This window comes from Arthrobacter sp. SLBN-100, from assembly GCF_006715305.1.
In the GTDB taxonomy this organism is placed as follows: Bacteria; Actinomycetota; Actinomycetes; order Actinomycetales; family Micrococcaceae; genus Arthrobacter.
In genome coordinates this window covers 3,339,113-3,364,631 of the sequence record NZ_VFMY01000001.1, presented here as the reverse complement: position 1 = coordinate 3,364,631, position 25,519 = coordinate 3,339,113, and the positions used below count along the sequence as shown (strand labels likewise).

Below are 25,519 nucleotides of genomic sequence, written 5' to 3'. Positions count from 1 at the left end.
GCCAAGTTCCACTTTATCTCAGCACCGCAAATCACTGCGGGTCCGCTTAACGCCGCCGAAACCAATAGTTCAAAGCCGCGAAATGAGTGCGGGCTACCGTGGCCGCATGATGATGCCCGGTAATGCCCGGACCACTCCCGGAAGGAACTGAAGAGGTGGGCTGCACTTCGTACTCCGGCGCCCTCTTCTTCGATCCGCTCGCGGCCGCGCCACTGCCGGCGGCGCCAATGAAGCCCGCGCCAATGAAGTCCGCGCCAATGCCGGGGGCGCCACTGCCGGCGGCGCCACTGCCGGCGGCGCCACTGACGCAAGGGTTAAGGACGCAGGGCAGGCAGGGAAGTCAAACCCTGCAGGGGCTGCCCGGCCAACAGGCGCCGGGTAGTGCATCAGGGCCGGAATCGGCCGCCGAGGGTTATGCTCCGGAGGAACGGCTGGGCAGGAAACAGACGGTGGCGGAGGAGAAAGCGCTGCGGGCGGCGTCCCTCAAGAAAGTCAGCCGGGAACTGGAGCGGATGCTCCGCGAGCGGACGCGGTAACGCTCCAGCGCGGCATTCTGATGCCAGTGGCACTTCATTTTCCGCTGTAACCCGCAGCTGCCCTAGCGGCGCTTTTGCCTGCTGGTGTGGCAGGCCCTCACGCTGGGCCTGATGAAAGGATCGCCGGGGGCAGCGGGCGCAAACGGAAATGGCCGGATCCGCAAAGCGGCTACCCGGCTGCCCGCCGTCGAACGCATTTGTTCCGGTTGGGAGCATCCCCTAACGGGGCACTTTAGGGCTTACCCGTGCGGAAGTTGGGGTTTCTTACCCCTATCATTGAGCTTGCGGGAAATGAGCATTTTTTGATCCTGCCGGCGAAGCATAAAACCGGCATTCCTGCGGGCGTCCGGCCCGCACCTTTGAAGGGAAATACTTAATGGCGCGGAGCCCCGAAGAATCTCTCAGGGCAACCCTGGCCAGAGTGGCACCCGGAACCCCGCTCCGCGACGGGCTGGAGCGGATCCTCCGGGGACGGACCGGTGCGTTGATCGTCCTGGGTTCGGACCGGACCATCGACTCCATCTGCTCGGGTGGTTTCGATATCGGTATCGATTTCTCCCCCACCCGGCTCCGTGAACTCGCCAAGATGGATGGTGCCATCATCTGCGACAAGGACGCCGGCAATATCCTCCGCGCCGCCGTCCAGCTTGTCCCCGATTCCAGCATCGAAACCCAGGAATCCGGCACCCGCCACCGCACAGCCGAACGCGTGGCAATCCAAACGGGCGTACCCGTCATCTCGGTCAGCCAGTCCATGCAGATCATCGCCCTTTACGTGAACGGCCTGCGCCATGTCCTGGAGGGATCCGAAAACGTCCTGGCCCGCGCCAACCAGGCCCTCGCCACCCTGGAACGTTACCGGTCCCGCCTGGACCAGGTCACCAGTTCGCTTTCCGCCCTGGAAATCGAAGCCATGGTGACGATAAGGGATGTCGCTGTCACCCTCCAGCGGCAGGAAATGGTCCGCCGCATCTCTGAGGAAATCTCGCAGTACGTCCTGGAACTGGGCGAGGACGGCCGCCTCCTGTCGCTCCAGCTCGATGAGCTCACAGTTGGCCGGGGCCCCGGAAGCGACGTGATCATCCGCGATTACGCCAGCCCCACCGCTTCCGCCGAGGACATCGAAAAAGCAGTCAACGAACTGGTGAACCTGGGTCCGACGGAGCTGATTGACCTGGGCAAGATCTCCAGCATCGTGGGGTTTGCGGGCGGCGAAGCAAACCTGGACGCCGTTGTGCAGCCACGGGGTTACCGCCTGCTCTCGGGCCTCAAAGCAGTTCCGAAGGCTGTTGCGGACCGCCTGGTGGACCACTTCGGCGGCCTCCAGTTCCTCATGGCGGCTACCATCGACGACCTCATGACCGTGGACGGCATCGGCGACCAGCGTGCCCGCACAGTGCGCGAAGGCCTTAGCCGGATGGCAGAAGCCAGCCTGCTGGACCGCTTCCTCTAGTCCCCACTGGGGCCCTCGCCTCGCAAGCCCGTCAGTTCAGCTGGAAGACTCTGCCAACGTGGGCCCACGGCAGAAGCCCGTCAGTTCAGCTGGAAGACTGCCTTAGGGCTGGCTTTGGAGCCGAGCTTCGCGGTGAAGATGTAGTAGGCGCCGCCGCCTCCCGGCTTGGCTTCCACGGGCTGGCAGCCGTCAACCGAACGGTTTCGAGACCACGGGAAGTTGGCGGTTTCGCTGGACCCCGGCGCAATAATTTTCACCAGGTCCTCGCTCTTCGCCTGGCAATCCCTGGATGAGAAGATCCGGTCCGCGCCGCTGGTCACCAGGAATTCCATCTGCGAGGTTCCGATGTTGACCTCGCACGGCGTGGTGCCGCCGTTGGTCACCTTAAGGGTCAGCATCGGGTTTTCCTCGGGGCCGTAGGCGGCCTTGTCCGTGGAAGCCGAAACGGTCACCAGGTTCTGGTTGCAGGTGGGGGTGGGTGACGGGGTCGGGGTGGGCGTCGGCGTCGGGGTCGGCCCCGGAGCAAAGGACGACGGCGACGCCTGGCTGGACGGGTCAGCGGACGCGGTTGCGCCGGCAGCAGGATCGGTGGATGATGCCTGTTCGGACCTGCCGCTGAAGGCGCCGGCGAGGGAGAAGCCGCCGACCACCAGTGCGATCACCAGCAGCACCGCCGCACCGAGGAACAGCCGGCGCCGGCGGTACACGGCAGGGCTCGGCTTGCGGACCTTGCTGGATCCGGATGCCGTTGTCCTGCCGCTTGATGAATTGCCTTGCCCGCCCATCCTCCTAGGCTAGAGAACGGCCGCGGATCTGCCCTGCCACCACGCCGCCGGCAGGGCCATCGCTCTGGTCACATCCATAAACCGGGCGGCCCACATCCTTTTTCAGGCTCCCGGACGGGATCCATTACAGTGTTGGGATCGACACTGTAGCCTTATCTCCCGCCGCGCCTGCCCGTTTCCCTTCGGGGCCGGAACTGCAGGCGCTGCACACCCGGATCAACACCTGGTTCGCCGGCATTGCCCGCGACCTGCCTTGGCGTGACCCCGCCTGTTCGGCCTGGGGCGTGCTGGTCAGTGAGATCATGCTGCAGCAAACCCCCGTGGTCCGGGTACTGCCCGTCTGGCATGAGTGGCTGAAGCGCTGGCCCACCCCGGCTGGCCTGGCGGGGGAACCCGCCGGAGAGGCAGTGCGGTCCTGGGGCAGGCTTGGTTATCCGCGCCGGGCGCTGCGGCTGCACGCGGCAGCAGTTGCAATTGTCCAGGACCATGCTGGCAAGGTTCCTGACACCTACGCCGAATTGCTGGCGTTGCCCGGAGTAGGCAGTTACACGGCAGCAGCTGTGGCGGCCTTCGCCTTCGGGCGGCGCGAAACCGTGGTGGACACCAATATCAGGCGGGTCCACGCCAGACTGATCTCCGGCGCGGCGCTTCCCGCCCCTGCCCTGACGGCCGCGGAGATGCGGCTCGCCGCCCAGCTCCTTCCGGACGACGACGGCACATCAGCCCGCTGGAACGCTGCAGTGATGGAGTTGGGGGCGCTGGTCTGTACAGCCCGAGCACCCAAGTGCGGCGGCTGTCCCGTCCGGGACTCCTGTGCCTGGCGGGCTGCAGGCGAGCCGCGGCCGTCGTACATCCCCAAGGGACAGGCCTGGCACGGCACTGACCGCCAGGTGCGCGGAGCCGTGATGGCCGTACTCCGCGTGGCGGAGGCGCCGGTGCCTGCGGAGATGTTCCAGCGGGAGCCGGCGGATCTGGGGTTCGCGCCGGAGGGAATCGGCGTGCCGCTGGCAGCCCTCTACAGGCTTGGCTCAGCTCCTGAGCAACTGGACCGGGCGCTGAGCGGGCTGCTTGCCGACGGCCTCGCCGAAGTGCACAACGGCGGATACCGGCTCCCCGCCTAGCCCGCTCTCAAACCCCTGACCGGCGGCCACCATAACGATGTTTGCATCACTTCAGCGTTGACCGCAGGCGTGCATCACGCCCGGCCTTACGCTGAAGTATGGGCAAGGGCGGACTGCTTTTGGCGGTGATAACGACGGCGGGACTCGCCACTGCGTGCGGACCCGGCCCCGGCGCAGTCCCCTGCCCGGCCATCGCTCAAGCCACAGCTGTTGCGGTTACCGTTACAGCCGACTACGCGCCGCTGGTGCAGAGGCTGCACCTCAAGGCCTGCCAGGACGGGCAGTGCGAGGAAGAAGACGTGGAGTTGCGCGCGGGCAGCGCGTCAATCGACCAGGGCTGCACGCCGGAGGGGGCCTGCTCCGCGACTGCCTCCCCTGACGGCACGAAGATCGCCACCCTGTTCCTGGATACCCTGACAGAATCTCCCATGGCAGTGACGGCTTCCGCAACTGCGCCGGACGGATCACCCCTGCCCGTGCGGACCCTGGATTTCCGCCCGCGGGGCGACTACCCGTTCGGCGAGCAGTGCGGCAGGTTCATTTCGGCGTCGGTGATCCTGGACGCCCAAGGATTGCGGGAAAGCACCTGATCCTGGAATTTAGAACTGGAACAGCGCGGGCTGGCTGAAGCTCTCCTCCGTGAAAACCCCGGGGCCGTCGGCTCCCGCAGCAGCTTCCGGCAACCACTCGAAGCCCAGGTCAGCAAGGAGTTCCTCAACGGACGTCTGCCCCTCCAGCACTGCGATATCCGGGGCGTTGTCTTCGAGGTCGGGCCGTTCCATGGCATCGAGCATATTCGCAGGAGCCTGCCCAGGCGGTGCGAACACACCGCTTGGGCATTATTCGGGTTGTTCAGGCACCGTGTTCAGGCATCGGGAACGGGTGCCCTACGGCTCGCCGAAGCCGGCCTGCACGAGCCCGCCGACGTAGTTCACGGCGCGTTCGGCGTCCGCGCCCCAGGCTTCAATGTGCAGCACCGCTCCCTTACCGGCCGCCAGGGTCATCAGCAATGTCATCGAGGTGGCGTCCACGCCGTTGATCCGGACTTCGGCATCCAGGGACGACAGGCCGCCGGCTATCTTGGCCGCAGGCCGCGCATGCATGCCCGCCTGGTTAATGAGTTCAAAGTCGCCGGTGAAGTCGGGCCCGGAACCGGTGACGGAACCTTTCCCAACCTCCTGCATTCCAGGAGCCCCGGGCTGCGTGGCCGGGCCCCGGACTGCCTCCGCTGCCCGCTTGACCGCCTGCAGGTCACCGCCACCCTGCGCAGCGACCGCCGCAGCCACGAGTCCCTCCACCAGCGGCGCGTCTGCCAACACCACGTCGGCCGGGTTTTCCACAAATTCCAGCGCTGATTCCGCGGTCATCACGGCCGATCCCAGATCGGTGAGGATCACCGTACCACCGCCGTTGGCCACCTGGTCCAGCGCGGCCATGACCTTCTCCAGGCTGGTGCCGATCCTGCCGTCAGTGGTGCCGCCCGCTGGCAGGATGACGACGTCGGGTGCCATTTGCGCAGCAAGTTCCGCGGCGCCGTCGGCAATCTTTTCACTATGGGACACCACCACGATGCTGACGCTCACGCAGCCGCCTTCACCGCAGCACGCAGGATCAGGGCGCTGGAGGCTGCGCCCGGATCGCGGTGCCCGGCGCTGCGCTCCCCCAGGTAACTTGCCCGCCCTTTCCGTGCCACCAGCGGATCGGTGGCCACTGCCCCCGCCTCCGCAGCCTCGGCCGCAGCAACCAGGACGGTCAACGGCTCAGTGCTGCCGTTTGCGGCCGCCTTGCCCGCCGCTTCAGCCGCCGGCGTCCAGGCGTCCACCATGGTCTTGTCCCCCAGTTCCGCTTTCCCGCGGGCCACAATCCCGTCCCGGGCGGCGGTGAGGGCAACGGCCCAGGCGGCAGGATCAATTTCGGGAGCGTCACCCAGGGACGTGGCCGCGCGCAGGAATGCCGTACCGTAGAGCGGGCCCGCAGCCCCGCCCACTTTAGACATCAGCGTCATGGCCGTGAGCTTCAGCGCAGCACCCGGGGTTTCCGGCGGGGACTCGGCAAGTTTATCCAGGACGGCCTGGAATCCGCGGTCCATGTTCTCGCCGTGGTCGGAATCCCCGATGGCCCGGTCCAGCTCAATCAGCTCCACCCGGTGCTCTGCCATCGCCTGCGCGCACAGCGTCAGCCACTTGACCGTCCAGTTCACATCCAGTAACACCGTTACACGCCCCAACGCAATGCTGCCGTGTGCACCGGGGCGTCCCACAGTTCCGTGAGCTCGTCGTCCAGCCTCAGCACCGAGATGGAGCAGCCCTGCATTTCCAGTGCCGTGATGTAGTTGCCCACCAGGGAACGCTCGACGGCGGCGCCCCTGTCAGCGAGCACCTGCGCGGCCCGCCGGTACACAATGTACAACTCGCTCAGCGGAGTGCCGCCCATGCCGTTGACGAACAAAAGCACCTTGTCCCCCGAGGTGATTCCCAGATCGGACAGCACGGGTTCCAGCAACCGGTCTGTGATGCCGTCCGCGTTCTCCATGGGGATGCGGTGCCTGCCGGGCTCGCCATGGATCCCGATGCCGATCTCAATTTCGTCCTCGGCCAGGTCAAAGCTTGGCGAGCCCGCGTGGGGAACCGTGCAGGCCGAGAGTGCCACGCCCATGGTGCGGACGTTGGTGTTGACCCGGTCGCCGATGGCGGCCACCGCATCGAGGCCGTCCCCGCGTTCGGCGGCAGCACCGGCGATCTTCTCCACCAACACGGTTCCGCCCACCCCGCGGCGGCCCGCGGTGTACAGCGAGTCCTCCACGGCTACGTCGTCATTGACCAGGACGGTGCGGACGTTCACGCCCTCAGCTTCCGAGAGTTCCGCTGCGGTTTCGAAGTTCAGGACGTCGCCGGTGTAGTTCTTGACGATGTGCACGACGCCGGCACCTGAGTTTACGGCGAGCGTTGCCGGAAGGATCTGGTCCGGCGTAGGCGAGGTGAACACGGCCCCCGGCACGGCGGCGTCGAGCATGCCGCGGCCCACAAATCCGGCGTGGAGCGGCTCATGGCCGCTGCCGCCGCCCGAGACGAGGCCCACTTTTCCACTGACCGGCGCGTCCTTGCGGGTGATGAATGTGGGGTCTGCACTGACGTTTACAAGGTCTGCATGTGCTTGGCCGAAACCCTGCACTGATTCTTCAACTACCGATTTTGGATCGTTGATGAGCTTTTTCATGGCGGTGCTCCTGGGTCTGCTGCCTGGAGGATGACATTCCCGACCCTACTACCGGCGGGTGGCGGGGCGATAGGGCCCGACTTGCACAGGCGCAGAAAAGGGACAGCCCCCAATGACCATCCCTTTCCCTAGGCCCCCAAACCCGGCCGCACTCAGTTTATCCATCAAATCTAGTAAAAGAAACCGCAGGTCAAAGGACTGCTGCCCTGTTTTCTTCTGGAGCCGGACAATGCTGCGCAGCGGGAGTACCGCGGGTCAGAGGAACTTGATCATTCGGGTGTTGCCGAGGGTGTTCGGCTTCACCCTTGCAAGGTCCAGGAACTCCGCCACGCCTTCGTCATGAGAGCGGAGCAGTTCAGAGTAGACCACCGGATCCACAGCGGACTGGTCTTCCATGACTTCGAAGCCGTGGCGCTTGAAGAAGTCCACCTCGAAGGTGAGGCAAAAGACGCGTGCCACACCCAGGGCGCGGGCTTCCTCAAGCAGGCTCTGCACCAGCACGTGGCCAACGCCCTTCCCGCGCCAGTCCTCCGAAGCAGCCAGGGTCCTTACTTCGGCCAGGTCTTCCCACATCACGTGGAGCGCCCCGCAGCCGATGATGTCGCCGTCGGCCGACTCGGCGATACGGAACTCCTGCAGGCTTTCGTAGTACGCCACGGTCTCCTTGGCCATCAGAATCCGCTGCTCTGCCAGCGGCGCTACAAGTTTCTTGATGGCGGACACATCGCTGGTGCGCGCAGGGCGGATATCGAAGGAGTCAGTCACAGGGCAATCCTAGTTCGATGGCACCCTGCTGGCATGGTTGGCTGCACCCGCTTAGGTTCGGCACCGTCTCCCAGACATTTGCCGGCGGTTGCCTAACCGGTGCCCGGTGCCCTCTACATCTATGCAGCCAGGTCGAAAGGTCCCGCCACCGGCTTTGCCACGGCCTGGCTTTACTGGCTCTGCTGGGCGGTTGCCTGGGTTCGGAGTTCACCGCGGCGGGCCTCCTGATGCAGCGCTGGTTCCCGCAGGTGGACGTTTGGATTTAGTGCCTCGTTTTTGCTGCGGTGCTATTTACGCTCAACGCGATCTCTTCCCGGGTCTTTGGTGGATCGGAGTTCTGGTTCGCGCTAATAAAGGTCGCCGCCGTCATCGGGCTGATTGTCCTGGGCGGCGCAGCACTGCTCGGCTTTCATCCGCTGGCCGAAAATGGGTATCCGTTCCTGGGTGAAAACCTCAATACGCCGCAGGGGCTGTTTCCCAACGGAATTACCGGCGTCCTGATCACCACCCTTGCAGTCTTCTATGCATTCTCGGGGTCCGAACTCATTGGCGTGGCAGCCGGAGAAACTGCCAACCCCGGAGTCAGTATTCCTAGGGCGATGCGAACCACTGTTATCTGCCGGATGGTTTTCTTTGTTGGCGCCGTCGCTGTTATCGCCGGTCCGGTGCCTTACGGGGAAACGTCACTGGAACTACGCCCCTTTGTCACCGTCTTCTCACAACTGGGCATTCCCGACGCCGCCGACATCATGAATTTCGTCATCATCACCGCACTTTTGTCCACCGGGAACGGCGGCCTGTTTTCCTGTGCCCGAATGCTTTTCTCCCTTGCCGATGAAGGCCGCGCCCCCAAGGCGCTGCAAAAACTCACCAGGCGCGGCATTCCACTGCTTGCCCTCTGCGTCAGCATGCTGGGCGGCCTGGCTTCGCTGATCAGCAGCGAAGTGGCACCAACAACCGTCTACCTGGTACTCGTATCCGTTGCCCCTTTTGCCACGGTGGGCCTCTGGATGTCCATCACGGCGGCACACTTCTTCCATCGCCGGAACTTCCTGCGCTCGGGCGGCGACACCGCTTGGTATCGCACCGATAGTCAGCGGCCGAGCGGCCGTGAGCATGAACGGCCCTGCCCCGCATGAACGGTGTTGGGCAGCACCGTTCATGCGGGCCAAAGCCGCTTGTGTCACACCATCCAATGCCTGCAGAGGGTGGGTGACGCACGAGGCGCCGGATATCAGGGATTTATGTAGGCCCCGTCAGAGCGACGCAGGAGCAGGCGCCGGGAAATCTCTGATGTCCGGCGCCGGACCCGACCCGCCAAGACCCAGCCACGGATGAAGCACGGAAAGCCAGCCACGGGAACCGCCGGACGTCAACCTTTGACGCGAGCGGAGGCAAAGCGAAAGACCCCGCCTGCTCTGGGAGCGGGCGGGGCCTTCGATTTTGGTGCTAGACGCTGGGGGCGATTTCCGGGATGCGCGGCTTGGCGTTGCCGGCGAACGTGAACTTGGCGTCGTCGCCGTCGCCTTCCACGTCCACCACGACGATGTCGCCGGCGTGGATCTCGCCGAACAGGATCTTCTCGGAGAGCTGATCCTCGATCTCGCGCTGGATGGTGCGGCGCAGCGGCCGGGCACCCATGGCGGGATCGTAACCGCGGGTGGCCAGGAGCACCTTGGCTGCCTTGGTCAGCTCGATGCCCATGTCCTTGTCCTTGAGCCGCTTCTCGAGGCGGGTCACGAACATGTCCACGATCTCGATGATCTCGTCCTGGGTGAGCTGCGGGAACACCACAACGTCATCCACGCGGTTCAGGAACTCGGGCCGGAAGTGCTGCTTGAGCTCCTCCGTCACACGGGCACGCATGCGGTTGTAGCCGGTCTGCGTGTCGGTGCCGGACTGGAAGCCGGTGGCAACACTCTTGGAGATGTCCCGGGTGCCCAGGTTGGTGGTCATGATGATCACGGTGTTCTTGAAGTCCACCACGCGGCCCTGGGAGTCGGTCAGGCGGCCGTCTTCCAGGATCTGCAGCAGCGAGTTGAAGAGGTCCGCGTGGGCCTTTTCCACTTCGTCGAACAGCACCACTGAGAACGGACGGCGCCGGACCTTCTCGGTCAGCTGGCCGCCTTCTTCGTAGCCAACGTAGCCCGGAGGGGCACCGAAGAGCCGCGAAACGGTGTGCTTCTCGGAGTACTCGGACATGTCCAGGGTGATCAGGGCATCCTCTTCGCCGAACAGGAACTCAGCCAGTGCCTTGGCCAACTCGGTCTTGCCGACGCCGGTGGGGCCGGCGAAGATGAACGAGCCACCCGGGCGCTTGGGGTCCTTGAGCCCTGCACGGGTGCGGCGGATGGCCTGGGACAGTGCCTTGATGGCTTCGTTCTGGCCCACCACGCGCTTGTGCAGTTCGTCTTCCATCTTCAGCAGCCGCGAGGACTCTTCCTCGGTCAGCTTGAAGACGGGGATGCCGGTGGAGTTGGCCAGCACCTCGGCGATGAGATCCTCATCCACCTCGGAGATGTCATCCATGCCGCCGGACTTCCAGTGGCGTTCCTTCTCGGAGCGTTCGGTGATCATCTTTTGCTCCTTGTCACGGAGCGCAGCTGCACCTTCGAAGTCCTGCGCGTCAATCGCGGACTCCTTTTCCATCTTGAGCTTGGCGATGCGCTCGTCCATGGCCTTGAGCTCCGGCGGAGCGGTCATGCGGCGGATGCGCAGCCGGGCGCCTGCCTCGTCGATCAGGTCGATCGCCTTGTCCGGCAGGAAGCGGTCCGAGATGTAGCGCTCGGCAAGGCTGGCAGCGGAGGCCAGCGCGCCGTCGGTGATGGTGACGCGGTGGTGTGCTTCGTAGCGGTCACGCAGGCCCTTGAGGATCTCGATGGCGTGCGCCACGGAGGGTTCCTTAACCTGGATGGGCTGGAAGCGGCGCTCCAGCGCGGCGTCCTTCTCGATGTGCTTGCGGTACTCGTCAAGCGTGGTGGCACCGATGGTCTGCAGTTCACCGCGGGCCAGCATGGGCTTCAGGATGGACGCAGCATCGATGGCACCTTCGGCGGCGCCGGCACCGACGAGGGTGTGGATTTCGTCGATGAACAGGATGATGTCGCCGCGGGTGCGAATTTCCTTGAGGACCTTCTTCAGGCGCTCTTCGAAGTCACCGCGGTAGCGGGAGCCTGCCACCAGGGACCCGAGGTCCAGGGTGTAGAGCTGCTTGTCACGGATGGTCTCCGGGACGTCCCCGCGGACAATCGCCTGGGCAAGGCCTTCGACGACGGCCGTCTTGCCGACGCCCGGCTCACCGATCAGCACCGGGTTGTTCTTGGTACGGCGGGAGAGGACCTGCATGACGCGTTCCATCTCCTGCTCGCGCCCGATGACCGGATCCAGTTTGTTTTCGCGGGCAGCCTGGGTCAGGTTGCGGCCGAACTGGTCCAGCACCACGGAACCGGCCGGAGCACCTTCGGGCTGGCCCGACCCGGCGCCTGCACCGGTAGTTTCCTTGCCCTGGTAGCCGGACAGCAGTTGGATGACCTGCTGGCGGACCCGGTTAAGGTCGGCGCCGAGCTTGACCAGCACCTGGGCGGCAACGCCCTCACCCTCGCGGATGAGGCCCAGCAGGATGTGCTCCGTGCCGATGTAGTTGTGGCCCAGCTGGAGGGCTTCGCGCAGCGAGAGCTCCAGCACCTTCTTGGCACGGGGGGTGAAGGGGATGTGGCCGGACGGCGCCTGCTGGCCCTGCCCGATGATCTCCTGCACCTGCTCGCGAACGCCGTCGAGCGAAATGCTCAAGGACTCAAGAGCTTTGGCGGCAACGCCCTCACCCTCATGGATCAGACCCAAGAGGATGTGTTCGGTACCGATGTAATTGTGGTTCAGCATGCGTGCCTCTTCTTGGGCAAGCACAACTACGCGACGGGCACGGTCCGTAAATCGCTCAAACATTTCGCCACACTCCTAGCTACGACGTACTTTGATGCTACGTGGCCCGCAGGGACTTGTGGAGCGTGTTCGCCACGGGGGAAACCCGGGCGGGCCGGGAATATCGTCAGGCGCCGCAAAGCAGCGTTGCCGGGACGTCCTGTTGGCCTGAAAAGGGACCATAGCCGGCAGGCTTGTCCCGCTGCACCGGATGCCCCATTCTTGGTTTCATCAGGGAAATCGCGGGGAGGCCACGGAATGTCCAGCGTGAACGTGGAAAGCGTCCGCAAACCCGCGAAAGTGGCTTTGGCCGCCGGCGCAGTCTGGCTTGCGGGCATCACCCCCGTGCCGGGCGTGTACCTGGAACCTGACCCCGTCCGCCGGCTTGAGATGCTGCGCAAGGGGCAGCGCTCATGGATCCTGGGACAGCACGTCGCCGCGGCAGGCACCGCCGCCATGCCTGCCGCGTTCGCACGGATTGCCTTCGCCCTTCCGCCGGGCAGGACTAAGGCGTGTGCGGGGATAGCCGCTGCCGCTCTCACCGCCGGGGCGCCGTTGTTTGTCTCGCAGCTCGCGTTGCGCGCATCCGATCTGGAGCGTTTCGCGGCCCGGCGTTATCCGGCATGGCCGTTCCTTGCCTACGCCTGGCTGCATGTGCTCGCCCTCGGGGCCCTGTCCGGCGTCCTGGCCGGCTTGCCCCGCAGGGAAAAAGAGGCAGCAGCCGTTGGCCTCGCCGCGCTCGGCTCGGCAGCGGTCCTGGCCAAGACCGGCGACATCCCGCCGTTCGTTTTCTACCTCTCCGAACAGCTCGCTGCGGCGGGCCTCCTGCGGCGCGTTCCAGCCAGCCGTCCCGGCATCCCTGTGGCGAAGGACTAATTGCGGCAGCCCGGTGCAATTCCGGTTGTGGTACGGAGTGCCCGGGCACAGAAAAAAGCCCTGCCTCCCGAAGCGGGAAGCAGGGCTTATTACCGGGTTCTTGCCGGAACTAGGAATTTGCCTTTTGGTAGGCTTCCTGGATTTCGGCCTGAATTCGGCCACGGCTGTTAACGGTATAGCCGTTTTCCCGTGCCCATTGGCGAATCTGTGCCGAATCGTGGCTGCGGCCTCCGCCCGACGGTTTGGTCCGGGCAGTCCGGCCGCCGCCGCCGGAAGCCTTCCGCGCTGCGCCAATAAACCGTTCCAGTGAAGAACGGAGCTCAGCGGCGTTGGCCGCCGAAAGATCAATCTCATAACTGGCCCCGTCGAGGCCAAACTTAACATTCTCGTCCGCGGATCCCCCATCCAGATCATCAACGAGGATGATGTTTACTTTCTGTGCCATTTAAGGTCTTCCTCTTGGAAAGGGTTCGGTTTTCAGAAAAGCAGGATGTTTCATAAAAAGTATGACTCTTTTTATGGCAACGCGTCAAAGCGCCAAATGGTTCCTGGGGATAAAGGCAGAAAGTCAGGGGTTTATCTATTCGATTCCGGATGCGGCCGGTCCGCCGAGGATGCGGCCCGCGCTTCGGCTTCGGCCTGGGCACTCGCCTCTGCCTGGCGTTCTGACTTGTCAGCATTAAAGATCGCCTTCATGGCGAACCAGAAGAGCAACCCCACCACCAGCGAGGGAAGGAGGACAGCTACGTATTCCATGGTCAGTGCCCCTCAGGCTTGAGCAATGGGAAGAGGATGGTTTCGCGGATGCCTGCGCCGGTGAACAGCATCACCAGCCGGTCGATTCCGAGGCCGATACCACCCATCGGAGGGGCACCGTATTCGAGCGCCCGCAGGAAGTCCTCGTCCAGCTGCATTGCTTCATCGTCGCCGGCGGCGGCGTGCCGGGACTGCTCCGTGAGCCGCTCGCGCTGGATCACGGGGTCGATCAGTTCGGAGAACGCAGTACCGCGCTCCATGCCGCCGATAATGAGGTCCCAGGCCTCGATCAGCCGGCCGTCCTCGCGGTGGGGCCGGGCCAACGGCTGGGCGGAGGGCGGGTAATCGTAGACGAACGTCGGGTTCAGCAGCGTGGGCTCCACAATTTCGCCGAAGAGCTCAACCACCAGCTTCTCGGCGTCCCACTTGGGATCAGCCTTGACCTCGTGCTTTTCGGCAATCCCGCGAAGCACCTCCAGCGGAGTGTCCGGCGTGATGTCCTGCCCAACGGCGTCGGACAGTCCGGGGTACACGGGGACCCAGGCCCAGTCGCCGTCGAGGTTGATCTCTCCTGCTTCGGTCTGCAGGATACGGCCGGCACCCACGGCATCGGCGGCGTCGAGGATGATCTCCTTGATGCGCTCCGCCATCACAAACTGGTCCGCCCACGCTTCGTAGCTCTCGAGCGTGGTGAACTCCGGGCTGTGGGTGGAGTCCACACCTTCATTGCGGAACACCCGGCCCATGTCGTAAACGCGGTCGATGCCGCCCACCACGGCACGCTTGAGGTAAAGCTCAGTAGCGATGCGCAGGGTCATCTTCTGGTCGAAGGCGTTCATGTGGGTCTCGAACGGCCGCGCCAGCGCGCCGCCGTGGACCAGCTGCAGGATGGGGGTCTCCACCTCAACGTAGTTGTGCCGGAAGAGCGTCTCGCGGATGGAGCGGGTGATGGCAGCGCGGGTGTAGACCATTTCGCGGGCTTCGTCGCGGACCATCAGGTCCACGTAGCGCTGGCGGACGCGGGTCTCCTCGTTCAGCTCGGCGTGCAGCACCGGCAGCGGGCGGAGGGCCTTGGACGCCATGGACCAGGATTCCGCCATGACGGACAGCTCCCCGCGGCGGGAGGAGATGACTTCGCCCTTGATGAACACGTGGTCGCCGAGGTCCACCAGTGCCTTCCAGTCCGCGAGCGCTTCTTCGCCCACGTTGGCGAGGCTGAGCATGGCCTGCAGACGGGTTCCCTTGCCGTCCGTGCCGCCCTCCTGGAGCGTCGCGAAGCAGAGCTTTCCTGTGTTGCGGACGAAGACAACGCGCCCGGTGACGCCCACAATGTCGCCAGTGGTGTCGTCCGCCTGGAGGTGGGCGTACTTTTCGCGGATCTCCGCGAGCGAGTGCGTCCGCTCCACACCCACCGGGTACGCCTCAATGCCGCGCTCGATCAGTTTGGCGCGCTTCTCCATGCGGATCCGCATCTGTTCGCTGGCATCCAGCGGCTCCGGGGCGTTCTTGGGCGAGGGGGTGTTTTGGGAAGTCACAATCATCAAGTTTACCGGGAGTTGGGCGCGCCGGCCTCGCGGTTGGTTCCACGGCGGCTGCCTAGGATGGGGTGGTGAAGGAACAGGTACTTTCTACGCACGACGGCGGCCGGCTGGCTTTGTACAGTTACGGCGCCAAGGACGCGCCGGGGGACCGCCGGGTGGTGCTGATCGGCGGAGCCTTCCTCACCGCCCTGATCTACCGGCCGTTCTCGACTGCGCTGGCAAAGGGCCTGGGCGAGGGCTGGGCCGTGGACGTTTACGACCGGCGCGGCCGCGGCAGCTCCTCCGAACAGCCGGCAGATTACTCGATGGGCACCGAGATAGAAGACGTCCGCACGGTGTTGGACGCCACCGGGGCGAGAAATATCCTGGGCCACAGCCTGGGCGGGTCGGTGGCACTCAACGCCGTGCAGGAGTTCACCGGAACCCGCTACGTCCCGGACAAGCTCGCCGTGTACGACGCCGCCGTGAACATCGACGGCAGCATCGACACGGCGTGGCTGGACGGGTTCGAGGACGCCGTAAACAAGGGCAAGGTGGGCCACGCCCTGGCCCACATGAAGAAGGCCACAAAACCGGGCTCTGCCATGGCCAGGATCCCGGAACCCGTCCTGGCCGGGCTGATGGCTGTGCTGTCCCGCACCAAGGTGAACAGGATGTTCCAGGAGGTGATGCCCAGCGGCGTGGGCGAACTCCGGGCTGCCTACAACGAGCCGGACCATGCCAGGGACTTCAGCGTGCTCCCTGCCAACACCCACTTCATGGCGGGCGGCAAGAGCCCCGGCTATTACAAGGCGACAGCTGAACGGCTGCACGCCGCAGTCCCCGGCAGCACCTACGAGCTCTCCCCCAAGTGCTTCCACGGCTCCATCCCGGCAGCCGTGAGCGAACTGGTTACCGACATCTCCGGGTACTTCAAGGGTTAGTTTCCCCGGCTCAACCCGGCCAACGCTGCATCCCCCAGGTTCTGCCACAGGCTCCCGGGCTGCCGCAGGTGGTCCTTGGCTGCCAGCCAATCGCCATAATGGGTGATGTCCTCCCCCTCCGCAGCCGCCACGGCATCGCAGGCGAACCCCACAGCCCGGGAACCGTCCGCCAGTTCGATGGACCCGAGCAGCATGGGTTCGGGGAGGACGGCCAGGAACCTGCCCAGCCCCGCCTCGGACACAAGCCACCGTTCACCCGCCAGCTCAGCGCCGTCGTCGTCTGAACGGTACACCCCCGGCTTGGGCGGCACGGTGTCGAGGGAGACCATCCGGTAGCGGGCCGCGGTCCGTACGGGGCCGTCCCAGGCCGCACCCAGTTCCTCCAGTTGCGGAGCCAACGGCTGCCCCTTGCGGTGGGCGCCCACCACCACCAGCGGCATGGCGGTTGCGCCTGCCGCCAGAGGCCAGGGAGCGGACGACGACGGCTGGCTGGATGAGTGCGCTGCTGTCGGTGCGGCACCCTCGGCGAAGAGCGCCGGAGCGTCCGGGGTTGCCTCCAGGAGGCGGGCAATGTCGGCGGCAACGGCGTCGTCGAACGTCCGTCCCACCACGGTCAGCCCGAACTGGGCACCGTCCACCTCTCCGGCGGGTACTGCCACAGCGCACAGGTCGAACAGGTTGCAGAAGTTCGTGTAGGTGCCCATCAGGGAGTTCACGCCCACCGGGTCCGCGGCCACCTCGGCGAGGGTGGGGTGGAACGGGGCGGTGGGGATGAGCAGGGCGTCAAAGCCCTCCAGCTCCGCCATTGCCTGCTCCTTGAGCGCTTCGAGCCGGGCTGTATCAGCGACGTAGCGGTGGGCGGGCACTGTGCCCGCTGCCCGGATGATGCGTTCCACAGTGGGGTCGATGCCCGCCTGGCCGTCCGCACCGCCGTCGACGTTTTCCAGGAAATCACCCACGGCGGCGTAACGCTCCGCCACCAGCCCGCCGTCGTACAGCAGCCGGGCCGCCTCGAGGAAGGCATCGAATTCGATGGCCTGAACGTCCGCACCCAGCGCCCTGAGCCGGTCCACGTTGCGGTGGAATTCGGCGGCCCAGGCCTCCGGGAGTGCAGGCAGGGTTGCCGGGTAAGCGACCCTCGGTTTTTCCGGCGCTGCCAGCCGGATGTCCGTGGGCCAGGCCCGTGATCCTCCCGCCATCACGCCCATGGCAAGCTCGGCGGTGGAGAGGTTGCGGGCGAAAATCGTGACGGCGTCCCAGGACCGGCAGGCCGCCACCACACCGGCTGTGGACACAACGTCCAGCGTTGGTTTGATCCCCACGATGCCCTGAAGCCCGGCCGGCACGCGGCCTGAACCGGCCGTGTCCGTCCCGATCGCGATGTCCACGAGGCCAAGTGCAACGGCAACGGCAGAACCGGAGCTGGAGCCGCCGGAGATAAAGTCCGGGCGGCGGGAATCCCGGACGGAGCCGTGCGGGCTGCGGGTGCCCACCAGGCCCGTGGCGAACTGGTCCAGGTTGGTGGCGCCCAGGACCAGGGCTCCGGCGGCCCGGAGCCGGGCCACCGCTTCAGCGTCTTTCCCGGGGAGGTAGGCGAAGCCGGGGCACGCCGCCGTCGTCGGTATTCCTGCCACGTCCACATTGTTCTTGACGGCGAGCAGGAGTCCGGTGAGGGGCTTGCCGGCGCCGGCAGCCGCCTCGGTATCAATGGCGGCGGCCTCGGCCAGCAATTCATCCTCGCCGCGCAGGGCGATCCAGATCTCCGGCCGGTCTATCGTTGCCAGGGCGGCGAGGGCAGCCCGCACCCGCCTGGTGGCCGGACCGGTGGTTGCGTTGCTCATACTGCTGCCTCTTCCAGTTCCGGGACATCCACTTCCACAGGTTCCAGGTCATCGCTGCCAAGGACTACCACTGCCTCGCCGGCAACCACCTGGGAGCCCGCAACCGGCAGGACCCGCAGCACCACGCCGTCACACGGCGCCTCCAGGACGGTTTCCATCTTCATCGCTTCCAGGGACACCAGCGGCTGGCCCTTGACCACCCGGTCACCCTCCGCCACATCGACCTTCCAGACGCTCGCAGCGAAGGGCGCGGCCACGAGGGAACCGCCGTCCGGAACCTCCACCTCGTCTGCCGCCGGCACCACGACGGCGGCCAGCGCGTCGGCACGGTCAAACTCGCCGGCGTCGGCCCATGCCTGCCGTTCAACAGCGAACGCGGCGCCCTGCTTTTCCCGGAACGCCGCGATGGACCCGCGGTTTTCCTCGAGGAACACCTCGTGCTCGGCGAGCGAGAAGGTGCCGTCCTCGATTTCCACCCCGCGGCCCCTTCCGGCGGCCATGTCCGCCCGCAGGTCCAGGAGTTCCTCCGGGCTGACGGGGTACCAGGAGATCCGGTCGAAGAAACGCAGCAGCCAGGGCGAGCCCGGTTCGAACGGGGCGGAGTCCGCGTAGCGCGACCACACCTGGGTGGTGCGGCCGACGAACTGGTAGCCGCCCGGTCCTTCCATGCCGTAAATGCACATGTACGCGCCGCCGATTCCCACCGCGTTTTCCGGCGTCCAGGTGCGGGCCGGGTTGTACTTGGTGGTGACCAGGCGGTGGCGTGGGTCCAGCGGGGTGGCTACCGGGGCGCCAAGGTACACGTCGCCCAGGCCCAGGACCAGGTATTCGGCGTTGAAGACGGTGTCGAACACCTCGCTGACGGAGTCCAGCCCGTTGATCCGGCGGATGAATTCGATGTTCCAGGGGCACCAGGGCGCATCGTCACGGACACCGGCCATGTAGCGTTCGATCGCTTCACGCGTGGCGGGGTCGTCCCAGGACAGCGGCAGCCGGACGGTGCGGCTGGGAACCACCAGTTCAGAACTGGCCGGCAGTGCAGCCTCGATCTCCTGGACGATGTCCAGCAGTCGCTTCGTGGGCAGAACTGACGGATCCACCTTGATCTGCAGGGAGCGGATGCCCGGGGTAAGGTCAACGATCCCGGGCACGCGGAGCTGTTCGATGTGTTGGTGCAGGGCGTGCACCCGGGCGCGGAGCCCGAGGTCCAGCACCATCTCGCCGTATTCCACCAGCAGGTTGTCGTCGCCGGACCGGCGGTAGGTGACCGCGGGCCTGCCCGGGCCTTCCGGCACCCGGCCCAGCACGCCGTCGTCGCCATCCCCGCGCGGGGTACGGAGGCCGGACGCGGAGGCGGCGGTCACCGCAGAGATATCCCCGGACCACCCGGCGTCGCCGGGCAGAACCAGCTGGCGGCCCGGACCAAGGTCCTTGGCCGACGGCGCCTGGCTGACCCGGATGGGAACGAACCGGACTTTGTCCCCCGGCCGGAGCTGGCCAAGCTTCCAGCGGTCGGCAGTCACCACGGTGACCGGGCAGACAAACCCGCCCAGGCTGGGGCCGTCGGGTCCAAGCAGGATGGGAGTGTCGCCAGTAAAGTCCAGCGCGCCCACCGAGTAGGCAGTGTCGTGGATGTTGGACGGGTGCAAGCCCGCCTCGCCGCCGTCCGTCCGGGCCCAGCGCGGCTTGGGGCCGATGAGGCGGACGCCGGTGCGGGCGGAGTTGAAGTGGACCTCGTACTCGGCGGCGTACAGCTCTTCGATGTCTTCGCGCTGGAAGAATTCCGGGGCGCCGTGCGGACCTTCCGCGACGGAAAGCTCCCAGGCGGAGGTCAGGGCCGGGCGGCTGTCGAGGGGCACGGCAGTGGCAGGGGCTTCGTCCGGCGCGCCGCCGGCATGCTTGACTGCCCTCAGGACGTCACCGGCGCGCAGGACCCGCCCGGCGTGGCCGCCGAACTGGCCCAGCGTGAAGGTGGAGGCGCTGCCCAGGTACTGCGGAATGTCCAGGCCGCCCTCGAACAGGATGTAGCCCCGGAGGCCCTTGCTGCCAGCTGTGCCGACGTCGAGCGTTCCTCCCGCGGGGATCCTGACGGGCGCCCAGGTGGGCACGTCCGTCCCGTCAACTGTCACCGTTACTTCCGCGCCGGTGACGCAGACAGTGGTGGCGTGGGTGAAAGTCAGGCTCGGGCCGGTCATGGTGAATTCCAGGCCGGGAGCGCCTTCCGGGTTGCCGAGGGCGGTGTTTCCGAGCCGAAAGGAGAGATCGTCCATGGGCCCGCTCGGGGGTACGCCGATCTGCCACAGGCCCGTGCGGCCGGGCCAGTCCTGAACACTCGTCTGCAGGCCGGGGCGCCCCACGGTGATTCGCGGTTCGGGGTCCCCCACGTTGTCCAGCGTGCTGGTGGAGTGCTGGACGGTGCGCACCACATCGAGCCGGGTGGCGGCGCGGAGCATCCCCAGATTTGTTTCGATCCCGTCGATCCGGGTGTCTTTGAGGGCTGCGGCGAGCCGATCGAGGGCTTCGGCGCGGTTCGCGCCGGAGGTGATGATCTTGCCAAGGAGGGGATCGTAGTTGGTGGAGACTTCGGTTCCCGTTTCCGCCCAGGCGTCCACGCGGACGTCCTCCGTTGCCGGGTAGGCGGCGTTGGTCACGGTGCCGGCGCTGGGCTGGAAGCCCCGTGCAGGGTCCTCGGCGTAGACGCGGGCTTCCACGGCATGCCCCGAAACCGGCAGGCTGTCCGGCGCTCCGGCAAGGACCGATTCGGCTTCGCTTCCGCCCTGGGCCAAGCGGAGCATCCACTCCACCAGGTCCACGCCGGTGACGGCTTCGGTGACAGGGTGCTCCACCTGGAGCCGGGCGTTGACCTCCAGGAACGAGGCCTCGCGGCGGGCGGAGTCGTAGACGAACTCCACGGTGCCGGCGGAGCGGTAGTTGAGGGAAGCGCAGAGCGCGCGGGAGCTGCGGTGGAGTTCTTCGCGCAGCCCGTCCGGCAGGTCCGGTGCGGGTGCCTCCTCGAGGACTTTCTGGTGGCGGCGCTGCAGGGAGCAGTCCCGGTCGCCGAGGCTGACCACCCGGCCTTCGCCGTCGCCGAAGATCTGGACCTCGATGTGGCGGGCGTTCTCCACGTAGCGCTCAGCGAACACGCCGGCGGTGCCGAAGCTGGCGCCGGCGAGGCGGGCCACGCGGGGAAAGCTTTCCACGAGTTCGGCCTCGGTGCGGCATACGGTCATGCCAATGCCGCCGCCTCCGCCGGTGGCTTTGAGCATCAGTGGGAACCCAATCGTGGTACTGGCCGCAACGGCGTCGTCCACGTCCTCCAGCAGCCCGGAACCGGCGATCATCGGCACCCCGGCCGCCCGGGCGGCGTCGCGCGCTGTGTGCTTGGTGCCGAAGATGCGCAGCTGCTCGGCGGTGGGTCCCACAAAGACGAGCCCGGCTGCTTCCACGGCCTCGGCAAAGGCGGCATCCTCGGACAGGAAGCCGTAGCCGGGGTGGATGGCGCCCGCACCGGTGGATTTGGCAGCTTCGAGCAGCGCATCCACGCGGAGGTAGGACTCCTTCGCCGGCGCGGGCCCAAGGAGCACCGCTTCATCTGCCAGCCGGACGTGCTTGGCGCCCCGGTCCGCTTCGGAGAACACGGCGACCGTGCGGAGTCCCAGCTTCCGGGCGGATTCGATGATGCGGCAGGCGATCTCGCCGCGGTTGGCGATCAGGAGGGTGTCAAAAGTGCTCAGGTTGTTGTTGCTCATCGTGCAGCCTCCGGCCGGGTGACGATCATGCGGACGGGCGTGGGGTTGAACCCGTTGCAGGGGTTGTTGATCTGCGGGCAGTTGGAGACGAGCACCAGGGTGTCCACCTCGGCCCGCAGCGCCACCCGCTTGCCGGGAGCGGACAGGCCGTCCACGATTCCCAGGGCGCCGTCCGGATCCACGGGAACGTTCATGAACCAGTTGATGTTGGACACCAGGTCCCGCTTTCCGAGGCCCCAGCGCGAGCCTTCGATCAGGAAGTTCTCCACGCAGGCGTGCTGCTCGCGGGTGTGCTGGCCGTAGCGCAGGGTGTTGGATTCCTGCGAGCAGGCACCGCCTATCGTGTCGTGGACGCCCACCTCGTCCGCCACCACTGTCATGAGGGGAGCTCCAGTGTCCGCCCTCAGCACTGACCCCGTGGTGAGGACAATCGACTGCTGCCGGGCAATGGTGACGGCGGCGGAGTAGCGCACCGAGGTGTCCCCCGCGGCGTACAGCAGGCAGTCCACGGCCTGGTTGCCTTCGAGGTCCACGATAGTCAGCACGTCGCCGGCGGCCACGACGGCGGACCAGGGGCCGCGGGCCTCCACGAATTCGTCAAGCACCACGTCGCCGGGAGTAAGCGCAATGTCGCGGGCGTCCGCGATGGTTTCAGTGTGGGTGGCGGTGTTCATCGTGAGTTCCTCGCGGTCAGGTCGTGTTCGGTGTTGTGCAGTGCCTGCTGGTGTTCGGGCGCCAGGGGGCCTGTGAGCGTGCCCGCTTCCAGTGCCGCCAGGTCCTGCGGCGCGTGCCAGGCAACAATGTCCACGGCGGTGCCGGTGAAATCTTCGCGGGGGTCCAGGGGGTGCGCGGTATTGGCAAGGACCAGCACGGTGTCCATCTGGAGGAGGAGTTCGACGGCGGCACCCGGCCCCGCGCTTCCGGTGAAGGTGATGCTTCCGGCCGGGTCCACGCCGATGCCTTTGAAGAGGGACAGGGATGGGGCCACGTCACGCGGGCCCAGGCCGTTCTTGAGCGCTCCGAGGGTGAGCAGTTCGCGGGCGGCGGGGGACTCGCTGTGCACGCTTCCGGCGCCGTACTTTGCCGTGTTTGCGTCAAGGGTGGTGGCGCCGGTCAGGGCGTCGTGGCGCGAGGACGTGTCGGCGACGATCGTGGCCATCAGGCGGCCGGCGTCGGACAGCAGCGGGTGGCCGGTGGTCGGGTATGCCTGCCAGGGGACTTTGACGGTGTCAGCCACGTTGAGGCGCTCGTACAGGGCTCCGGCCCGGTAGAGGAGGGCGTGCACGCAGGCATCGCCGGAGGTGTCCGTGAGCCTGATCCGGGTGCCGCGGGCCAGGGCCAGCGTGGTGTAGCGGCCGAAGGCCAGGGATTCGGCCCAGGTGAGCTTACCGGCGGCGCCGTCAGTGAGGCCGGCGGTCAGGCGTGCCGGGGCGGAGGCGGCGGGCACGTACCGCATGGTGTCGGCCGTCCTGCCGTGCTGCTCCCTGGCGTGGGCACGGGCGCCTGCGGTGGTGGCTGTACCTGCTGGACGTTCGGTTACTTGTGTCATGTCAATCCTGGGTCGGTTCGGAAGCACTGTTGGTTCGGAAGCACTTGGTTCGCGGGGAGGTCGCTGCGGCTGTTGGAGATGCAGCGGATCAGGCCTTGGTAGCCAGGTTCCGGCGCCGGACCCAGAGTCCGAGGAGCAGGACCACCGCCACCATGAGCGGGGCGGAGTAGAGCAGGACGGGGTTCTCCCCGGACGGGTCGTAAACCTCGGGCCGCGGCCATGCGAGGTTGACCACCATGAGGGCCCCGTAGAGGACAGCCAGGATGTTGACGGGCAGGCCCCAGCGCCCCAGCGAGAACAGCCCTGCCGGCAGTGTCTGCCCTACCCGGTTCCAGTCGCCGCGGAGCCTGTTCAGGAGCTGCGGCACCGTGACCAGCAGGTAGGCGATGTAGACCATGACGATGCAGACGCTGCAGAGGGTGGTGAACAAGGCAGCGTTGCCAACATTGATGGCGAGGACGCCGACGGCGAGGGCACCGATGGCGATCGAGGGCCACATGGGCGTTCCGCGGGTGGGGTGGACCGAGGACAGCAGCGCCGAGGCGGGGAGTTTGCCGTCGCGGGCCATGGAGAACACGAGCCGTGAACCGGCGGTCTGGATGGCCAGGGTGCAGACGAAGATGGCGATGGCGACGTCCACCAGCAGGACCTTGCCCCAGAAGGTGCCCAGGACGGCGGTGAGGACGTAGGGCAGGCCCTCGGTGGCGAGCCGGCCGTCGTCGAGGCTGGGTGCGGCCATCAGGGCGGTGATGATCATCAGCGCGCCGCCGATTCCGGAGATGAGCAGGGCGGAGAGGATGGTTCGCGGGGCGGTCCGGCGCGGGTCCTTGGTTTCTTCGGAAAGCTCGCCGGCGGAGTTGAAGCCCACCATGACGTAGGCGGCCATCAGGCCGGAGACCAGGAATGCTCCCACGGCGCCGAGGTCCGAGTTCTGGAGCACGGTGGTGTCCGCAACAACCTCGGGCCCGCGCTGGGCGGCGCTGATGAGGGCCAGGATGACGGCGGCGACTCCGACGATCTCGCAGGTGACGCCCACCGAGTTCACGTGGGCCATGAGCTTGACGCCCAATGAGTTGATGATGGTGGTGGCCACGAGGAGCACGGCACCCAGGATCACAGCGTTGGCAGCTCCGGTCACGGTGTTAAGCGCAGGGTCCCCGCCCACGAGCTGGAAGCCGTCCCACAGCTGGGGCAGCACCACCTGCAGGGCGATGGCGGCGGCCGCGGCGGTCACCACCTGGGCGATGGCCATAAACCACCCGGCAAACCAGCCCACGCCCTCGCCGCCAACGCGCCGGGCCCACTGGTACACGGCTCCGGACAGCGGGTAGCGGGCGGCGAGTTCGGCGAAGTTCAGGGCCACGAGGAGCTGGCCCACCAGCACTACCGGCCAGGTCCAGAAGAAGGCTGGTCCCGCGAACGAGTAGCCGAAGGCGAACAGCTGGAAGATGGTGGTGAGGATGGAAACGAAGGAAAAGCCGGCGGCAAAGGAAGCGTAGCGGCCGAGTTTCCGGTGCAGGGTGGGCTCGTAGCCAAGGGACGTCAAATCTGCATCGTCCGCGTGGACGGTGGGAAGAACTGTTGAGGTCATCGGATTCTCCGGGGGCTGGAACGGCGAGGGGGCCGGCGGTAATGCAGCCCTCGGCCGATGGCTGCGGAATACCGGTCACTTGATAGTTTTCCAGCGGGATGTCCCCAAAGAGTTTCACCTCTGTAAAAGGCGCATAGACATCTTGTTACCGGTTTATTTCCGTCCCCTCACCGTTCACTTGGCGCTCAAACGGCTCCAATCATGATGCAAGAATGAGGCCGTGACTTCAGCCGGACCGGGACGCCCCCGCAGCCAACAGCCCTCCAGGCCGGGGGCCACCGCCCGGGAGGAGATCCTGGACGCGGCTGCCGAGCTCTTCAGCACCCAGGGCTTCGCCAACACCTCCACCCGCTCCATCGCCGATGCCGTCGGGATCAGGCAGTCCTCGCTGTACCACCACTTCAAGACCAAGGACGACATCCTCGAGGACCTCCTTGAGGGCACCGTGTCCGGCGGGCTGGCGTTTGCCCGGGCGGTGGCGGCCCTGCCCGCAGCGGAAGTGCCCGCTGGGAGCCGCCTTCACGCCGTCGCCCTTTATGACGGGACACAACTGTGCAGCGCCCGTTGGAACCTCGGCGTCCTGTACCACCTGCCGGAGGCGCGCAGCGGGCGCTTCGAACGGTTCCTGGCCGACCGGCAGGAGCTGCGCAATGTGTACGGGGAACTCGGCGCAGCCCTGTCTCCCGTGGGCCCTCTGCCCACCATTGGAGCCAACCCGGGGGACCTTGCCTTCCGCCTGGTCGAATCCCTGATCAGCCTTCGGGCAGACGGAATGGCCACCCCCGCCTCTGCCCTGCAGGCCGCGGATGCCGGGCTCATTCTGTGCGGGCTGGCTACTGCGCTGCCGGCGATCCGGGAGCAGAGCGCGGCGCTCATCAAACGCCTCGGCTGACGGTCAG

Annotated in this window: 22 protein-coding genes and 1 pseudogene; 8 read left to right on the top strand and 15 right to left on the bottom strand. The window is 66.4% G+C overall.

Annotation, left to right across the window (positions count from 1 at the left end):
- Positions 1 to 122: 122 nt before the first annotated feature.
- Both FBY31_RS22840 and disA read left to right on the top strand, forming a co-directional pair.
- Positions 123 to 536: a hypothetical protein gene (locus tag FBY31_RS22840; RefSeq protein ID WP_160142475.1), complete on the top strand. Its 414-nt coding sequence runs from the start codon at positions 123 to 125 to the stop codon at positions 534 to 536.
- 376 nt (positions 537 to 912) lie between these two features.
- The gene (gene disA / locus FBY31_RS15485) at positions 913 to 1,989 is read left to right on the top strand and encodes a DNA integrity scanning diadenylate cyclase DisA (protein WP_142042853.1); all 1,077 of its coding nucleotides are present in this window, start codon (positions 913 to 915) and stop codon (positions 1,987 to 1,989) included.
- Positions 1,990 to 2,069: 80 nt separating this feature from the next.
- Here the strand turns inward: disA and FBY31_RS15480 are convergent, their stop codons facing one another.
- On the bottom strand, positions 2,070 to 2,774 hold the full coding sequence (locus FBY31_RS15480) for a hypothetical protein (protein ID WP_142042850.1): 705 nt from the start codon (positions 2,772 to 2,774) through the stop codon (positions 2,070 to 2,072).
- Between the two features lie 302 nt (positions 2,775 to 3,076).
- Between FBY31_RS15480 and FBY31_RS15475 the strand changes: the two genes are divergently transcribed.
- Positions 3,077 to 3,895 carry an A/G-specific adenine glycosylase gene (locus tag FBY31_RS15475; protein WP_200833381.1) on the top strand — a complete coding sequence of 273 codons (819 nt, stop codon included), beginning with the start codon at positions 3,077 to 3,079 and terminating at the stop codon, positions 3,893 to 3,895.
- 98 nt (positions 3,896 to 3,993) lie between these two features.
- Positions 3,994 to 4,485, top strand: a complete 492-nt coding sequence (locus FBY31_RS15470; protein ID WP_142042844.1) for a hypothetical protein — start codon at positions 3,994 to 3,996, stop codon at positions 4,483 to 4,485.
- A 9-nt stretch (positions 4,486 to 4,494) separates the two neighbouring features.
- Here the strand turns inward: FBY31_RS15470 and FBY31_RS15465 are convergent, their stop codons facing one another.
- From FBY31_RS15465 to FBY31_RS15445, 5 genes are all read right to left on the bottom strand, one after another.
- Complete coding sequence (locus FBY31_RS15465; protein WP_142042841.1) at positions 4,495 to 4,677, bottom strand: hypothetical protein; 183 nt, start codon at positions 4,675 to 4,677, stop codon at positions 4,495 to 4,497.
- 105 nt (positions 4,678 to 4,782) lie between these two features.
- Positions 4,783 to 5,478 carry a dihydroxyacetone kinase phosphoryl donor subunit DhaM gene (gene dhaM, locus FBY31_RS15460; protein WP_142042839.1) on the bottom strand — a complete coding sequence of 232 codons (696 nt, stop codon included), beginning with the start codon at positions 5,476 to 5,478 and terminating at the stop codon, positions 4,783 to 4,785.
- The gene (gene dhaL / locus FBY31_RS15455) at positions 5,475 to 6,107 is read right to left on the bottom strand and encodes a dihydroxyacetone kinase subunit DhaL (protein ID WP_142042836.1); all 633 of its coding nucleotides are present in this window, start codon (positions 6,105 to 6,107) and stop codon (positions 5,475 to 5,477) included. The genes dhaM and dhaL overlap by 4 nt, the downstream gene beginning before the upstream one ends.
- A gap of 2 nt (positions 6,108 to 6,109) precedes the next feature.
- Complete coding sequence (gene dhaK, locus FBY31_RS15450) at positions 6,110 to 7,111, bottom strand: dihydroxyacetone kinase subunit DhaK (protein WP_142042833.1); 1,002 nt, start codon at positions 7,109 to 7,111, stop codon at positions 6,110 to 6,112.
- Positions 7,112 to 7,366: 255 nt separating this feature from the next.
- Entirely contained in the window at positions 7,367 to 7,876 is a 510-nt protein-coding gene (locus tag FBY31_RS15445) for an amino-acid N-acetyltransferase (RefSeq protein ID WP_142042830.1), read from the bottom strand.
- A 96-nt stretch (positions 7,877 to 7,972) separates the two neighbouring features.
- On the opposite strand from FBY31_RS15445, the pseudogene FBY31_RS15440 reads away from it, so the two are divergent.
- Positions 7,973 to 8,946 (top strand): annotated as a pseudogene (locus FBY31_RS15440) (amino acid permease); the annotation flags it as partial.
- Between the two features lie 379 nt (positions 8,947 to 9,325).
- On the opposite strand, the gene FBY31_RS15435 reads toward FBY31_RS15440, so the two are convergent.
- Complete coding sequence (locus tag FBY31_RS15435; RefSeq protein WP_142042827.1) at positions 9,326 to 11,818, bottom strand: ATP-dependent Clp protease ATP-binding subunit; 2,493 nt, start codon at positions 11,816 to 11,818, stop codon at positions 9,326 to 9,328.
- Between the two features lie 234 nt (positions 11,819 to 12,052).
- Here FBY31_RS15435 and FBY31_RS15430 point away from each other — a divergent pair, with 234 nt between their 5' ends.
- Entirely contained in the window at positions 12,053 to 12,670 is a 618-nt protein-coding gene (locus FBY31_RS15430; protein ID WP_142042824.1) for a hypothetical protein, read from the top strand.
- 109 nt (positions 12,671 to 12,779) lie between these two features.
- On the opposite strand, the gene FBY31_RS15425 is transcribed toward FBY31_RS15430, so the two are convergent.
- From FBY31_RS15425 to lysS, 3 genes are all read right to left on the bottom strand, one after another.
- On the bottom strand, positions 12,780 to 13,115 hold the full coding sequence (locus FBY31_RS15425) for a histone-like nucleoid-structuring protein Lsr2 (protein WP_142042821.1): 336 nt from the start codon (positions 13,113 to 13,115) through the stop codon (positions 12,780 to 12,782).
- 131 nt (positions 13,116 to 13,246) lie between these two features.
- Positions 13,247 to 13,426: a hypothetical protein gene (locus FBY31_RS15420; RefSeq protein WP_142042818.1), complete on the bottom strand. Its 180-nt coding sequence runs from the start codon at positions 13,424 to 13,426 to the stop codon at positions 13,247 to 13,249.
- A gap of 2 nt (positions 13,427 to 13,428) precedes the next feature.
- Complete coding sequence (lysS, locus tag FBY31_RS15415) at positions 13,429 to 14,967, bottom strand: lysine--tRNA ligase (RefSeq protein WP_142045429.1); 1,539 nt, start codon at positions 14,965 to 14,967, stop codon at positions 13,429 to 13,431.
- 68 nt (positions 14,968 to 15,035) lie between these two features.
- On the opposite strand from lysS, the gene FBY31_RS15410 reads away from it, so the two are divergent.
- Positions 15,036 to 15,890, top strand: coding sequence for an alpha/beta fold hydrolase (locus FBY31_RS15410; RefSeq protein ID WP_142042815.1), 855 nt, complete (start codon positions 15,036 to 15,038; stop codon positions 15,888 to 15,890).
- Here FBY31_RS15410 and atzF read toward each other — a convergent pair.
- From atzF to FBY31_RS15385, 5 genes are all read right to left on the bottom strand, one after another.
- Positions 15,887 to 17,731, bottom strand: coding sequence for an allophanate hydrolase (atzF, locus tag FBY31_RS15405; RefSeq protein WP_142042813.1), 1,845 nt, complete (start codon positions 17,729 to 17,731; stop codon positions 15,887 to 15,889). The genes FBY31_RS15410 and atzF overlap by 4 nt on opposite strands.
- Entirely contained in the window at positions 17,728 to 21,480 is a 3,753-nt protein-coding gene (gene uca / locus FBY31_RS15400; RefSeq protein WP_142042810.1) for an urea carboxylase, read from the bottom strand. The genes atzF and uca overlap by 4 nt, the downstream gene beginning before the upstream one ends.
- On the bottom strand, positions 21,477 to 22,154 hold the full coding sequence (locus FBY31_RS15395; RefSeq protein ID WP_142042807.1) for an urea amidolyase associated protein UAAP2: 678 nt from the start codon (positions 22,152 to 22,154) through the stop codon (positions 21,477 to 21,479). Before FBY31_RS15395 ends, uca begins: the two co-directional genes overlap by 4 nt.
- Positions 22,151 to 23,029, bottom strand: a complete 879-nt coding sequence (locus FBY31_RS15390; protein ID WP_142042804.1) for an urea amidolyase associated protein UAAP1 — start codon at positions 23,027 to 23,029, stop codon at positions 22,151 to 22,153. The genes FBY31_RS15395 and FBY31_RS15390 overlap by 4 nt, the downstream gene beginning before the upstream one ends.
- A gap of 88 nt (positions 23,030 to 23,117) precedes the next feature.
- Complete coding sequence (locus tag FBY31_RS15385; protein WP_142042801.1) at positions 23,118 to 24,620, bottom strand: amino acid permease; 1,503 nt, start codon at positions 24,618 to 24,620, stop codon at positions 23,118 to 23,120.
- 220 nt (positions 24,621 to 24,840) lie between these two features.
- On the opposite strand from FBY31_RS15385, the gene FBY31_RS15380 reads away from it, so the two are divergent.
- Positions 24,841 to 25,512, top strand: coding sequence for a TetR/AcrR family transcriptional regulator (locus FBY31_RS15380; protein ID WP_142042799.1), 672 nt, complete (start codon positions 24,841 to 24,843; stop codon positions 25,510 to 25,512).
- The last annotated feature ends 7 nt before the right edge of the window (positions 25,513 to 25,519 follow it).